A 13,437-nucleotide genomic window follows, 5' to 3' on the forward strand; every position below is an offset into this window, starting at 1 on the left:
ATCCTGTGTGGCACGGTTCCGGGGCCACTACCATCCGAGGGGTGACAGCGGGAAGCGACTCGGTTCTCGAACTGCTGCCGATGGTGTTCGCCGCTCCCAACGACGCGCTGGCAGGGGCGGAACGGGTGCTCGACACCGGTCCGCCGCCGTTGTACGCCTCCGTCGCCCACCAGGTGATCGGCATCTGGCAGCGGGACTTCGGCGACCTGCGGATCGCCCTGCACCATCTGCGCCGCGCCCGTGACCTCGCCGCGCGCGCGGAGTCGGCCGACCGGGAGGCGGACGTCCTCGGCACGCTCGGTGTGGCGCTGGTCCACGCGGGGCGCACCCGGCAGGGTCTGGCCGCGTTCGAACGGGGTGTCCTGCGCGGCACGGGGCACACCCGGGCGCGCGTGCTGTACCGGCGGGCGTACGTCTGGTGGGTGCTGGGCCATCATCGGGAGGCGCTGGAAGACGTACGCCGGGCGATTCCGGTGCTGCGGCAGGCGGACGACGTGATCTGGACGGCGCGGGCGCTGACGCTGCGGGCGACCGTGCATCTGGCGCTGGGCGCGGTGGAGCGGGCGGACGCCGACTTCACCGCGGCCGAGGCGCTGTGGGACACCACAGGCCAGGAGCACGACAAGGCCGACGCGGTGGAGAGCCGCGGCCTTGCCGCGTTCCGCTCGGGCGACGTACCGGCGGCGCTGCGGCTGCTGGACGAGGCCGCGGAGCGGTACGCCAAGCTCGGCACGCCGTCGTTCATGCTGAACATCCGGCGCTGCGAGGTCCTGATGGCGGCCGGGCTCGCCCCCGAGGCGCTGGCCGAGGCGGACGCGGCGACAGCGGTCCTCGACGGCATAGGAGGGCAGTCGACCCGCAAGGCGGAGCTGCTGCTGGCGGCCGCCCGTGCGGCCCGGCTGGCGGGCGATCCGCACACGGCGATCGCACGGGCGGCGCTGGCGGTGCGGCTGTTCGCCGGGCAGCGGCGGACCTGGTGGGAGACGCACGCCCGGCTGGTGCTGATCGAGGCGCGGGTGGCCGCGGGACGCAGTTCGGGGCGGCTGGTCGCGGACGCTGCCGCGGTGGCCGACCGGCTGGCCGCGTTCGGGGCGCCGGCCGCGCCGGAGGCGTCGCTGCTCGCGGGCCGGATCGCGCTGGGCCTGGGCTGGCGCACGGACGCGGAGCGGCATCTGGCGGTCGCCGCCCGCAGCAGGCACAGCGGGCCGCCGCTGGCGCGGATGACGGGCTGGGCGGCGCAGGCGCTGCGGGCGCGGGCCGCAGGTTCCGGCCGAGGGGTTCTGGAGGCGTGCCGGCGCGGCCTGGACGTGCTGGACGACCATCGGATGACGCTCGGCGCGTCGGAGCTGCGGGCGCGCGCCACCGAGCAGGGGGCGGAGCTGGCCGCGCTCGCCCAGCAGGCCAGCCTGACGGGCGGCGGGCCGCGCCGGCTGCTGGTGTGGAGCGAGCGCTGGCGGGCCACCGTGCTGTCCACGCCCCCGACCCGTCCGCCGGCCGACCCGGCGCTGCTCCGCTCCCTGACCGCCTACCGGGAGATCGCCGCCCGCGCCGAGGCCGCCCGTATGGAGGGCCGTCCCGTCCCGGTGCTGGAGCGCGAGGAGCGCCGCCTGGAGCGGGAGATCCGCTCACGGACCCTGCACATGCGGGGCGACGCTCCCGGTGACGAGCTCCGCTTCGACGTCGGGCGGCTCCTGGAGCGGCTCGGCGAGGCGCGGCTGGTGGAACTCGCCGTCCTGGACGGGCGGGTGCATGTGCTGCTGTGCGGTCAGGGGCGGGTGCGGCGGTTCGAGGCGGGGCTGCTGGCGGAGGCGGAGGCGGAGGCCGAGCACGTCCAGGCCGGGCTGCGACGCCTCGCCCATCCGGGGGCGGAGGGCCGGCTGCCGGTGGTGGAGGCGGCGGGCCACCGCCTTCAGGAGCTGCTGCTCGGTCCGGCCGCGGCGCATCTCGGGCCCGGCCCGGTCGTGGTGGTACCGCCGGGCCGGCTGCACCGGGTGCCGTGGGCGCTGCTGCCCTCGCTGCGGGACCGGGTACTCAGTGTGTCGCCGTCGGCGAGCAGTTGGCTGCGGGCCCGGGAGACCGAGCCGCCGCCGGGCGGCCGGCACGTCCTGGTGCGCGGGCCGGGCCTGGCGACCGGCGGCGCGGAGGTGCCCGACGTGGCCGGCCGGTACGGCCGGCCGACCGTCCTGGAACACGACGAGGCGCGGGTGCCGCGCGTCCTGGCGGAACTCGACGGCGCCGCGCTGGCGCACATCGCCGCGCACGGCACCTTCCGTGCGGACAGTCCGCTGTTCTCGGCGTTGCGGATGGCCGACGGTCCGCTGATCGTGCACGACTTCGAACGCCTGGACCGCAGCCCGTACCGGATCATCCTGTCCAGCTGCGACACCGCCCGGCTCGCCTCGGTCGGCGCGGACGAGCTGCTCGGCCTGGTCACCGCGCTGCTGCCGCTGGGCACGGCCGGGGTGGTGGCGAGCAGCGCACCCGTCAACGACGCCGCGGTAGTGCCGTTGATGCTCGCGCTGCACAAGGGCCTGAGCGCCGGCCTGTCGCTGGCCGAAGCCCTGCGCGACGCCCGGGCGGCGCTGCCGGGTGATGCGGTGCACCGGGCCACGGGGTGGGCGTTCACGGCGTTCGGGGCGGCGTGATCCCGGTTCACGCCGGCTGCGCGTCGGGCAGTTCGACGAGCCAGGGCAGGGCTCCGCGGTCGCTGGCGCCGAGGCGGGCGTAGGCGCTGTAGAGGTGGTTGCCGACGGTGCGGATCGAGAGGGTGAGCTGTTCGGCGATCTGCCGGTTGCTGAGGCCGGCCGCCGCGAGGGTGACGATCTGCCGTTGGCGGGCGGTGAGTTCGCCCAGGACGAGGCCGGACAGGGCGGGGGTGCGGGCGCCCTGGCAGCGGCGGGCGAGGGCGACGGCGCGGGTGCGCGAGGTGCGCGCGGCACGCGGGTCGCGGTGCGCCCGTACCGCCTGGGCGTGCGCCTCGGCGGCGAAGAGCAGGAAGCCGCGCTCCTCCAGCCGTGCGGCCGCCCGGTCCAGGGCGGGCCCGTCGCCGCGGGCGAGCGCGTCGGCGTGGTCGGCGAAGACGCCGCGCAGGCGGCCGGTGGCGTGCTCCGGCGCACCGAGGCGTACGGCGTCGTACGCGTCCTCCTCGGCGAGCGTGGCCAGTGCCCCGTCGACGGCGCCACGTGCCGCCGCCAGCCAGGCTGCCGCCGCGGAAACCGCCATCGCCTCCTGAGCGGCCGCCACCTCGCCCGACTGGGCGGCGGCGAGGGTGAGCTCGGTGCGGCAGGGCGCGTCGTCGGGCGCAGCGCGCAGGCCTTCGCGCGCCCACGCCCCGGCCTCCCGCAGCTCTCCGCGCAGCCGCGCGAAACGCGCCCGTACCGCGGCGTACCCGGGCGGCACCGGCACGCCCTCCGCCGCGAGCCACTCCCCCACGGGTGTGGGCAGCGGGGTCACGTCGTCCTGCTCGATGCGCCGTGCCAGCGCCGCCCGCTCCGCGTCCAGTGCGGGGCCGCACCGGTCCGGGGTGCCCGCGAGCCGCCGGGCGCGCAGCGTGCCGGCCGTGGCCCGCAGCGCGGGGCCGTACAGGGGGTCGGCGAGGTGGACGGCGCCGTGGTCGTCGATGCGGATCAGACCGTCGGCCTCGAGGCGTTCGAGGGGGCGGAGGTCGAGTTCGTCCAGGTGCAGCGGCAGGGGTTCGGCGAAGGCGAGGCGGTCGAGGGTCTCACGCTCGTCGGGGTCGGTGCGGTCCAGGGCCGACGCGGTGCGGTCGCGCAGGGTCGCGGTGACCGGCACCGGGCCCCGCCAGGCCCGCTCGTCGGAGTCGGGGACCCGGGTGAGCAGCCCGCCGTCGCGCACCGCGCCCAGCAGGTCGCGCAGCAGCCGCAGGTCTCCCCGGCACAGGCGGTGCAGGCGGTTCGCGGTGAGCGGCTCCAGGGGGCCGCCGGCGCCCGCGGTCAGCAGCTGGGCGGTCTCCGTGGCGGGCAGCGGCTCCAGGGCGAGGCGGGGCAGCAGTTCGCCGGTCCACAGCCGGGACACGGCACCGGGGACGCGGGCGCCGTCGGTGGCGACGACCAGCAGGCGGGTGCGGCCGTGCACGGCGAGCTGGTGGACCAGGGCCGCGGAGGCGTCGTCGAGCAGGTGCGCGTCGTCCACCAGCAGCAGCCGTACGCCGGACAGCAGGTGCACCGCCCGGTGCAGGCCGACCGCCTCGGGCAGCAGGTGGGCGAACGCGGCGAAGGGGATCTCCCGGGTCCCGGGGGTTCCGGCGGCCCTGGCACAGTCGGTGCCGCGGACGGCCTCCGTGACGAGCCGGGTCTTTCCGCAGCCCGCGGGACCGGTCACGACGATGCCGTGCCGGCCGGCGGTCAACGACCGGCGGACCAGTTCGAGCTCGTCCTCCCGGCCGGCGAACGGCCAGGGCAGTTCCAGGGTTTTCGCGTCCTGTTCGTAAGTCGTCACGTCCATAAGAGCACCGCTACTCACACCTGATACAGGGCGACTTGAGTAGCCCCCGACTCAGGCGCCCCGGGCCGGGCGACGGCAGTCTGTGCGCATGGCCGGACGCTACTGCTCCCTCGCGCAGGCGTCGGCCCCGGTCTTCGCACCGGGGCTGACCGCCGAGCGGCTCAGTGCGCTGCGCGGCGGCCGGCGGATGTGGGTCAACGGCACGGTCCTGCACTACTACTTCTTCGACGACGACACCGACGGCTCCGTCATCCCCGTTCCGGGGACCGCGGAGACCCGGCGGGTGTCGTGGGCCGGCGCCAAGGACCAGCAGGACGTCGTGCGCGAGTGCTTCCGGGAGTGGCAGTACCTGGGCATCGGCCTCACCTTCACCGAGGTCGACGACCGGTCCGAGGCGGAGCTGCGCATCGGGTTCCAGCTCGGCGACGGCTCCTGGTCGACGGTGGGCAGGGACGCGCTGCGGGTCGGCCGCAACGAACGCACCATGAACTTCGGCTGGGATCTGACCGCGCCCGGGGAGCGTGGGACGGCCCTGCACGAGATCGGGCATGCGCTCGGCATGCTGCATGAGCACCAGAGCCCGTTCGCGGGCATCCACTGGGACGACGAGGCCGTGTACGCCGAACTGGCGGGCCCGCCGAACTTCTGGAGCCGGGACCGGACGTTCTTCAACATCCTGCGCAAGCTCGACCCGGACGAGGTCAACGGCTCCGCCTGGGACCCCCTGTCGATCATGGAGTACCCGTTCCCGTCGGGGCTGATCCTGGAGCCCGAGCAGTTCCGCGGGGGCCTGAACCCGCCCGGCGCGCTGTCGGCCCTCGACAAGGAGTTCGTCCTTCGCTGGTACCCGCCGGCCGGCGCTCCGCGGCCGCCCGCCCTGGTGCCGTTCCGCTCGGCGCCGCTCGGTCTGCGGCCGGGCGAGCAGGCCGACTTCGTCGTCGAGCCGCCGGAGACCCGCGCGTACACGGTGGGCACCTTCGGCGACAGCGACACCGTCGTCGTGGTCTTCGAGGAGCGGGACGGCGAACCCCGCTACCTCACCGGACAGGACGACGGAGGCACCTCCGGCAACGCCACTGTCAGGGCCCGGCTCGTCAAGGGCCGCCGCTACTTCGTCCGTGTGCGCCTGTACTCCTCGTGGGGTCCGGGCGAGACGGCGGTCATGTGCTGGTGACAGCACGGCCCCGCGCCACGCGGACGCCTGGACCACAGTCCGGCACCGGGGGAGCGGTCGGGGACGTCACCTTCGGGGGAGGGTGACGTCTCCGACCACGCCATGGAGCGTGCGCGTACTCATCCCGATCGAGTAGCCGCACGGAAGCCTCACGGCCCGCGGCAGGGATTGTGTACTGCTGCCGTACAAGCCCGCGCAAGTGTGTTCTGGTGTGGATGAGTGAGTGCCCAGCAGCGGCCCGCTTCGGGAAACTTGTGTTTGTCAATTCTCCAAGCTACGGGCGCGGCTGGTCAGCATGGCCGCCGAGCTGGGGATCACCATCGTCGCGGTCGATCCCGCCTACACCTCCCAGTGGGGCGCGCAGCATTGGCAGAAGCCCCTCACCAGCACGAAGCGGGCCACCACGCGGCACGACGCCGCGAGTGTGGCCATCGGAAGGCGCGCCCTCGGGCACCGTATCCGGCGACGGACGACACCGCCCCGCACCCACCAGAGCGATGGGTGTGGGCATCGGACCGCCCAGGCCGGACACGGCACCCGACGGCGTGAGGAAAGCCGCCCCCGCATCCCCGGACCACGGACACGATCCGATGGCGCTGAGTGCGGAGTGAAAACGGCCGACCAGCGTGCCCAACACCGTTCGGGGCACGCGGCTGAGCATGGGTTCTGGCAACAGGACTCACTCCCGCTCAGCCTTTAGGAACGGTACTTCTGGACATGGAGACCGCAGTAGTCCCTGACCAGGAGGAGGCCTCCATGCACTGGCCCCGTCGGTCGGCCGCCCTGTACGCCCGAGGAGACACCGCCCTGGTCGTGGCCGGTGGCTACGCCGCGCTCGTCGTCGGCGTCGCCGCCTGGCTGGAGACCCTGGTTCTGGTGGGCGATCCGGGCCTGGGCGGGGTGTGGCTCATCCTCGTGACCCTGCCCGTGTCCATCCCGCTGATCCTGATACCGGCCCCGCCGGAGGCGTACAGCGTGCTGCTGGCCGCCGGCGGCCTGGCGCAGGCGTGGCTGCTGTGGCGCCTGCTGCGCGGCCGGCGCGTGCGCTGACCGCGCAGCAGGCGATCCGCCGCTCAGTCGTCGTCCGGGAACTCGCCCGAGAACGCGGCGGCCATACGCAGCCAGGGCCCCGCCTCCTCGTGCCGCCCCTGACGTTCCAGGGTGCGGCCCAGCATCAGGTGGGCGTAGTGCTCCACCGGGTCACGGTCGATGACCTTGCGCAACTGCTCCTCGGCGGCCCGCAGTTGGGCCGAGTGGTAGTAGGCGCGAGCCAGCAGCAGCCTGGGGCCGGTCTGCTCCGGGGCCTCCTCGACGACGACGGCGAGCAGCTTCGCGGCGCCGATGTAGTCCTTGGCCTCGAAGAGCAGCTGGGCCCGCTCCCAGCGCTCGACGGTGGTCTCCTCGTGCGGGACCCCGGCGCCGTTGTCGAACAGGTGCAGGGCGCTTGCCCAGCGATCGGGCGCGACGCCGCCGTTCGCCCGGTAGTCGTTGAAGTTCTCGGTCATCAGGACTCCTTTCCTGGCCTGCCGCGTGCTCGGCGTCGCGGGCGGCGTGCAGGTCCTCGCAACACGCTGCGGAACGTCCCTATTCCGCGGACGGAGGTCAGCGGGGTCGGAGGAGGCCTCCGCTTCTACGGCGACACGGGGGCGGCTGCCGGGCGGGCGGCCCTCGCTCGGCCGTGACGCCGCGGCCCACAATCTGCACTCCGAGCACGCACCCGTACGCCCGGCGGTCGACCCGAGCGCCACGCCCGAAGCCGCCGGGCCCGGCGCCGGCGAGGGCGGCGCGGCCCGGGCCGACGGCACCCGCCTGGTGGTGCAGCGGCACCGGAAGGAGGCCCAGGCGACGTCGGGCACCCTCCCCAACTCGCTGGTAGTGACACTCTCTTGGTGCGACACTGCTGTTCGCGCCAGGTGACGGGGGTGACAGGGATGGCGGAGGAGATACCGGGTGGCTTCCGGGGCCGACGGCCGGTGCTGCGGTTCCTGGCGGACGCGCTGCACACCCCGCCCGGCAGTCCGCCGCCACGTCCGCTGCTGATGCTGCTCGGGCCGCGTGGCACGGGCGCCAGTCAGATGCACGAGTCGGCCCTGGAGTACTTCCAGACGGTGTGCCCGGTGGCGTACCTCAACTTCGAACCGCGCGCGGGCGGCGGCCAGCTGTCCATGCGCGAGGTGCTCGCCGCGCTGGCGCACCAGCTGCAGTCGGGAAAGCCGCTGGACCCGGTGGCCTTCCCGCGGCTCACCATCGGGCTGCTCGCCACCGAACACCGCTGGGACCCACCGACCCGCGACGGCGCCCGGCGACTCGCCCGGGTCGGCATCACCCGGCGGCTGCGCCACCAGATGCCCTCCCGCACGCGCGACATCGTCGGCTCACTCAGCCGTACCGCGATGCAGGTGACGAGCGCCTTCGAGGTGCCCGGGCCGTTCTCGGTGCTCGCCGCCGTGTCCGAGCACATCCAGGTGTCGCCGGGACGCCAGCTGAGCCTGCTGCAGGAGCGCCGCGGACGGCAGTGGTACGCCGGCCGGGTGGCCGGCCTGACCGACCCGGACGACGCGCTGGTCGAACTGAACGCCTGGTGGCACCAGGAGACGGCAGACCACCGAGCACGGGTGGAGCGCCTGCTCCTCGAGGCGTTCGTCCACGACCTTCGGGCGCACGCACGAGGGCCGCTGCACAACAAGTCGATGCTGGTGCTCCTCGACAACTGCCAGGAGCCGATGGGCCTGGATTTCGTCCGCGCCTGGGCCAGGGTGCGCGAGGCGCTGCCGGAGGACGGTCACGGCAACGACCCGGCGGTGGTCGCCGGCAGTCTGCACAAGTGGCCCGCCACCTGGGGGCCCAGTCGCGACGGCGGGCCGGGCGAAGGGGTACGGGTGGTCGGGTCGGATGCGGCCTCGCTCGCGGACTGGCTGAACCACCGGTCGGCGGACGGCGGCGCCGGGTCCTGGTGGTACGCCGTACGGTTGCGCAATCTGACCCGGGACGACGTCGCCGCCCTCGCCGCCCTCGGGCGTCCGCGCTGGACCCAGGAGGCGGACTGGGCGCACCGGCTCACCGGCGGTCTGCCCTGGGCGGTCGCCCAGCTCGCGCAGGCACTGCCGGACAGCGAGCGGCCGGTGTCCCCCCGATCGCTGCGGATGCTGCCCGAGGTGGCGGCGGAGCGCGGTGCGCCGCGGCTGGTGGATCTCGCGCTCGGCCGGCTCCTGGCCGACTTCACCGAGCAGGAGGTGCACACGCTGGAGGAGTGGGCCGCCGCACACGCGGTGGACGAGGCCCCGCAGGTGGTCTCGGAGCCGTCCGGGCCGGTGCCGCGTCCGCTGGTCACCCGCCTCCTCGACCGCTGGCTGGTGTACCACGGCGCCTCGGGTGAGCTGCGGTTCCTGCCGTGGCTGCGGCGGCTGCTGCTGTGGCGCCTGGCCGCGGACGAGGAGCGCTGGCGGCGGGTGCACGCCGCGTTCCACGCGCACGCCGAACGGCTTCAGCGCCCCGCCGACGTGCTGTACCACCGGCTCGCCCTGGGCGAACCGGCTGCGGTGGCCGACACCCTGACCGCCCTGCTCACCGGGGATCAGGCACTGCCCCGCCGGGAGTGGGTGGCACTGCTGCAGCGGGTGTGCGCGGCACCGAACCGGCTGGAGCGGTTCCCCGAGCCGGAGCACCATCTGGCCCGGCTCGCCACACTGGGTGCGGCCGGCACCGACGAACTGCGGCGCACGGTCTGCGGGCTGGTGGCGGCCGGCTGGCTGTGGGCCGACCCGCTCACCGATCCGCGCGGGCGCATGCTGCCCGAACTCGCGGAGCGCTTCAGCCGGCTCGCGGCGTTGCTCGACCGCGACACGTTGCCGCTGTACGAAGAGGCGGCCCGGTTCCGTGACTGGGTGCCGCCGCAGACGCAGGAGGGGGTGACGTGGTGGTGACTCCACGTCAGGGGACGTATCCGAGCAGACCGCGCTGGACGAGACGACGCCTGTACCGCACACTCGGCTGGGCCGCCATCGCTCTGGTTGTGGCCGCCCTGGTCACGGTCGGCCTGATCTGGTGGCTGAGCCCGGAACGGCACTGCACCGAGGGCGTGGAGCAGCGCGGCACCCCGGCCGAATGCGTCGGCGTCCCGGACTCCGGCACCTTCGTCTTCACCGACGATCTGCGCGCCATCACCGACCGTATCGCCAAGGAGAACGCGGACATCACCGCGGAGGACGCCAAGACCCCGTACGTCGAGGTGGCGTATCTGACGACGCTCACGGTCCGCGACGACGACTCCAATTCCGCCGAATCCGTACGTCACGAGCTCCAGGGCGCCTACCTCGCGCAGGTGCGGCACAACGCCGCCTACTCCCCCAAGATCAAGCTGATTCTCGCCAACCCTGGCAGCCGCTCCCGGCACTGGCAGTTCACCGTCGAGAAACTGAAGGCGCGCACCGGTGGTGACCACCCGCTGGTCGCGGTGGCCGGGATCGGGCCGTCCACCGAGGAGAACAAGGCCGCCGCGAGCGCTCTCTCGGACGCCGGGCTGGCCCTGGCCGCGTCCACCGCGACCGCCACCGACATGGTCGCCGAGCGCCTCGTGCGGGTCGCCCCGCCGAATTCCGCACAGGCCCGCGCCGCCGCCTCCTACCTGCACGATGAGGGGTACGACACCGCGGCCCTGGTCGTCGACAAGGCTTCGGGCAACCTTTACGCACGCACCCTTGCCGAGGAATTCGCCCAGGTCTACCCCCGGGACACCAGGTCCCGGCTGGCCGAACGCCGCTACGTCTACGACTCCTCCCAGGAGAGCTGGGGCAACCAGATGCACTTCCTGGCCGAGGCACTGTGCGACGAGCGCCCCGACGTGGTCTTCTTCGCCGGGCGCGGCAAACAGCTCGGCCGCTTCCTCACCGAGCTCGCCGACCGTACCTGCCGGGGCGAGCAGGACGACGCCTGGCAGAACGTCACGGTCATGACCGGCGACGACACCAGCAACCTCTCCAGCGCGCAGCTTGCCGAGTCCGCCGACAAGGGCGTCCGCCTGCTGTTCACCGGCCTCGCCCACCCCCGCATGTGGGACGACCGCGACGACATCCCCGACCCCGCCCGCGAGTTCGCCCCCGGCGGCCGCATGGCCGAGTGGTTCCCGTCCGACACCCACGACGACGGCCAGGCCATGGTCGCCCACGACTCCGTCGCCGTCATCGGCAAAGCCCTGCAGATGGCACGCGGCGAGAACGGCTCCGGCAACCCCCGCCCGGACGGCAAGGCTGTCGCCGCCATGTTCCAGGTCATGATCTCCCAGAAGGCCCACGGCGCCGGCGGCTATCTCTCCTTCACCGAGAAGGGCACCGTGGTCGGCCACGGCATCCCCATTCTCGAACTGGTCCGCCGTGAGGGAAAGTCCGGGGGCGACGAAGATCAGCTACAGGGGACGGCACGGCTGCGGAAGGTGGTGTGGTGACGGCGGGCCCAGGGCTTCACCCTCTCCGTAGCCGGACACACCGTCGCTTCGTACGCTGCCGGGCGCGGGTGAGATGTCGTACGCCTGCCGAAGCCCGAGGGCCGGCGCACCGTGCATCAGCTACGCGTTGTCGGCGCCCCGACCGGCGCGCGCTCGCACCGAACGAGTTCGTCGATCGTGATCATCACCCCCCATCATCTGCCCGGTCGCCGAGGAGCACCCCAGCCCCACGCTCGTACGGGCCGACGGCAGTGTCCGCACCGTCGGCCGCCCCGCCGAACTCGCGGCCGGCGCACTCACGCTGACACGCCTCCACGAGGCCGTCCGCCGGCTCGGCTCCCCCGCGCCGCCCGCCTTCAGCACCGCTGCGAACCAGCCTCCACCCTGGCGTGCGATCACACTGCGACCACCACACCCCCGGACGCACGAAAGGCCGCCCTCTCAATCATGAGAGAACGGCCTCCGACCTGCCGAAAGCAGAGTCGGGACGACAGGATTTGAACCTGCGACCCCTTGACCCCCAGTCAAGTGCGCTACCAAGCTGCGCCACGTCCCGGTGCCCGTACCCGCGGCGGCCGCGTGAACGTGCAGGTAAACCCTACCTCATGCACGTGACAGCCCCGGGACACGGATCGGACATGCCACCGCCCGGGTGGGTGTCAGCCTCGCGCGGCGGGTGTGGCGGGCTCCGGCGCGGTGTCCGGTGCGTCGTCGGCCGGGCGGGCCGGGACGGCCGGGCGGCCGGGGCGGCGGGCGGGGACGAGGAGTGCGGCGAGGGCCGCGGCGAGGCAGAGGACGGCCAGCAGGGCGAAGCCGTGCGTGTAGCCGGAGTCGTAGGGCAGGCCCGAGGGCTGGAGGCGGCCGGTGACCAGGACGCTGGTCACCGCGGCGCCGATGGATCCGCCGATGGTGCGGATGTTGGCGTTCATGCCGGTGGCCGCACCGGTCTGCGCCGCCGGGACGCTGCCCACGATCAGGTTGGCCATGGCGGCGAAGGCGAGCCCGATGCCGAGGCCGAACACGCCTGCCACGAAGGCGACTTGCCAAGGCCGGTCGTGCCACAGGGCGAGGAAGCCGCAGGCGACGGCGCCGAGCGCGGCGCCGGTGACGAGGAGCGTCTTGGCGCCCAGCACCGGCTCCAGCCGGCCGCTCAGCACGCCCGAGAGGAACATCGCGACCAGCATCGGCAGCATGAGCAGCCCGGCCTCGGTGACGCTCGCGCCGAAGCCGTACCCCGCGGAGGCGGGCGTCTGCACGAACCCGGGGAGGAAGGACCAGATCGCGAACATGCCCGCGCCGAACAGCAGCGCGGCGGTGTTGGTGGTCCACACCGCGGGCAGCCGCATGATCCGCAGGTCGATCAGCGGGGTGCGGGAGCGGGCCTCGGTCAGCAGCCACAGCGCGAACAGGGCGACGGCAGCGGCGAACAGGCCGATGACGCGGGCCGAGCCCCAGCCCCACTGGCCCGCCTGGCTGAGCGGCAGCAGCAACGCCACCAGCCAGGCCGACAGCAGCGCGGCGCCGAGCCAACTGACGTTCCCTTCGGCCCGGTTGGGCGATTCGGGTATGTACCGCAGGGCGATGAGCGTGGTGAGCGCGACGATCGCGACGGGGATCCAGAACAGCCAGCGGTAGTCGAGCGCGGAGACGATCGGTCCGGCCGCGACGACGCCGACGCCACCGCCCGCGGCGATCACCGCGGACAGGTTGCTGATGCTGCCGCTGACCTGCGCCGGGGCGAACTCGTCCCGGATGATGCCGAAGGACAGCGGGAACAGGGCTCCCCCGGCGCCCTGGACGACGCGGGCGACGATCAGCACGCCGATGCTCGGCGCGAGCGCGGCGAGCAGACAGCCGGCCAGCACCGTCAGCAGGACGGCGACGAGGGTGCGCTTCTTGCCGATCAGGTCGCCGACGCGGCCGAGGATCGGAGTGAACACCGAGGCCGACAGCAGATAGGCCGTCATCACCCAGGTCGCGGTGGACTGCGAGGTGTGCAGGGCGTGCTGGACCGTCGGCAGAGCGGGCGCGATCAGCGACTGGAGCATGGCGAAGACGCCGGCACCGGTCGCGAGGACCGCGAAGGTGAGACGGGTGGACGTGCGGGGCATGAAAGGCCTCTCCGGACAGGACAGGTGCGGCCGAGGTCATCCGGTGCGGACGTACGGACGGGCGCGCTGCGGGGCAGCGTCGGGCACGCCGACGGCCGCGGGGAGCGGTCGCGGAGGGGTGTGGCGTAGGGGACGGGCGGTGCACTCGGGTGCAGGGCCCGTGGCAGGGTCGATACGGGTGTCGTCGGGGGGTTGGGGGGTGGGAGCGGCGGGCCACACACCCGGCACGGCCCCCACCAAAAGAAAAT

The 13,437-nt window shown here is 73.8% G+C and carries 8 protein-coding genes, 1 tRNA gene and 2 pseudogenes; 6 read left to right on the forward strand and 5 right to left on the reverse strand.

The features are described 5' to 3' along the window. The first annotated feature begins 41 nt into the window (after positions 1 to 41). Positions 42 to 2,645 carry a CHAT domain-containing protein gene (locus tag ACFV7R_RS42220; RefSeq protein WP_385274584.1) on the forward strand — a complete coding sequence of 868 codons (2,604 nt, stop codon included), beginning with the start codon at positions 42 to 44 and terminating at the stop codon, positions 2,643 to 2,645. Positions 2,646 to 2,652: 7 nt separating this feature from the next. Here ACFV7R_RS42220 and ACFV7R_RS42225 read toward each other — a convergent pair whose 3' ends face one another. Then, complete coding sequence (locus ACFV7R_RS42225) at positions 2,653 to 4,458, reverse strand: LuxR C-terminal-related transcriptional regulator (RefSeq protein WP_385274587.1); 1,806 nt, start codon at positions 4,456 to 4,458, stop codon at positions 2,653 to 2,655. Positions 4,459 to 4,552: 94 nt separating this feature from the next. Between ACFV7R_RS42225 and ACFV7R_RS42230 the strand changes: the two genes are divergently transcribed. The 3 genes and pseudogenes from ACFV7R_RS42230 (at position 4,553) to ACFV7R_RS42240 (ending at position 6,688) form a co-directional block, all read left to right on the forward strand. After that, positions 4,553 to 5,638 (forward strand): M12 family metallopeptidase, encoded by a 1,086-nt coding sequence (locus tag ACFV7R_RS42230; protein WP_385274590.1) that lies wholly within the window; start codon positions 4,553 to 4,555, stop codon positions 5,636 to 5,638. Positions 5,639 to 5,906: 268 nt separating this feature from the next. Beyond that, positions 5,907 to 6,338: pseudogene (locus tag ACFV7R_RS42235) on the forward strand (hypothetical protein); the annotation flags it as partial. Positions 6,339 to 6,394: 56 nt separating this feature from the next. Then, a complete protein-coding gene (locus ACFV7R_RS42240; RefSeq protein ID WP_385274593.1) occupies positions 6,395 to 6,688 on the forward strand; it encodes an SCO4225 family membrane protein in 294 nt (97 codons plus the stop codon). A 23-nt stretch (positions 6,689 to 6,711) separates the two neighbouring features. Here ACFV7R_RS42240 and ACFV7R_RS42245 read toward each other — a convergent pair whose 3' ends face one another. Further along, positions 6,712 to 7,143, reverse strand: coding sequence for a tetratricopeptide repeat protein (locus tag ACFV7R_RS42245; RefSeq protein WP_385274596.1), 432 nt, complete (start codon positions 7,141 to 7,143; stop codon positions 6,712 to 6,714). Between the two features lie 426 nt (positions 7,144 to 7,569). Here ACFV7R_RS42245 and ACFV7R_RS42250 point away from each other — a divergent pair, with 426 nt between their 5' ends. Beyond that, on the forward strand, positions 7,570 to 9,561 hold the full coding sequence (locus ACFV7R_RS42250) for a hypothetical protein (protein ID WP_385274599.1): 1,992 nt from the start codon (positions 7,570 to 7,572) through the stop codon (positions 9,559 to 9,561). Next, positions 9,552 to 11,078, forward strand: a complete 1,527-nt coding sequence (locus tag ACFV7R_RS42255; protein WP_385274601.1) for a branched-chain amino acid ABC transporter substrate-binding protein — start codon at positions 9,552 to 9,554, stop codon at positions 11,076 to 11,078. The genes ACFV7R_RS42250 and ACFV7R_RS42255 overlap by 10 nt, the downstream gene beginning before the upstream one ends. Before the next feature lie 482 nt (positions 11,079 to 11,560). Here ACFV7R_RS42255 and ACFV7R_RS42260 read toward each other — a convergent pair. The 3 genes and pseudogenes from ACFV7R_RS42260 to ACFV7R_RS42270 all read right to left on the reverse strand — a co-directional run. After that, positions 11,561 to 11,634, reverse strand: a tRNA-Pro gene (locus ACFV7R_RS42260). Between the two features lie 103 nt (positions 11,635 to 11,737). Beyond that, positions 11,738 to 13,189 (reverse strand): MFS transporter, encoded by a 1,452-nt coding sequence (locus ACFV7R_RS42265; protein ID WP_385274604.1) that lies wholly within the window; start codon positions 13,187 to 13,189, stop codon positions 11,738 to 11,740. A gap of 36 nt (positions 13,190 to 13,225) precedes the next feature. Further along, a pseudogene (locus ACFV7R_RS42270) lies at positions 13,226 to 13,437 on the reverse strand (hypothetical protein); the annotation flags it as partial.

Origin of the sequence: Streptomyces sp. NPDC059866 (assembly GCF_042731325.1) — a bacterium.
In the GTDB taxonomy this organism is placed as follows: Bacteria; Actinomycetota; Actinomycetes; order Streptomycetales; family Streptomycetaceae; genus Streptomyces; species Streptomyces flavusporus.

Bases quoted from the DNA above. Each gene is read 5' to 3' on its own strand.
- ACFV7R_RS42240 (WP_385274593.1), top strand. From the start codon at position 6,395: ATGCACTGGCCCCGTCGGTCGGCCGCCCTGTACGCCCGAGGAGACACC.
- ACFV7R_RS42230 (WP_385274590.1), top strand. From the start codon at position 4,553: ATGGCCGGACGCTACTGCTCCCTCGCGCAGGCGTCGGCCCCGGTCTTC.
- ACFV7R_RS42245 (WP_385274596.1), bottom strand. From the start codon at position 7,143: ATGACCGAGAACTTCAACGACTACCGGGCGAACGGCGGCGTCGCGCCC.
- ACFV7R_RS42250 (WP_385274599.1), top strand. From the start codon at position 7,570: ATGGCGGAGGAGATACCGGGTGGCTTCCGGGGCCGACGGCCGGTGCTG.
- ACFV7R_RS42265 (WP_385274604.1), bottom strand. From the start codon at position 13,189: ATGCCCCGCACGTCCACCCGTCTCACCTTCGCGGTCCTCGCGACCGGT.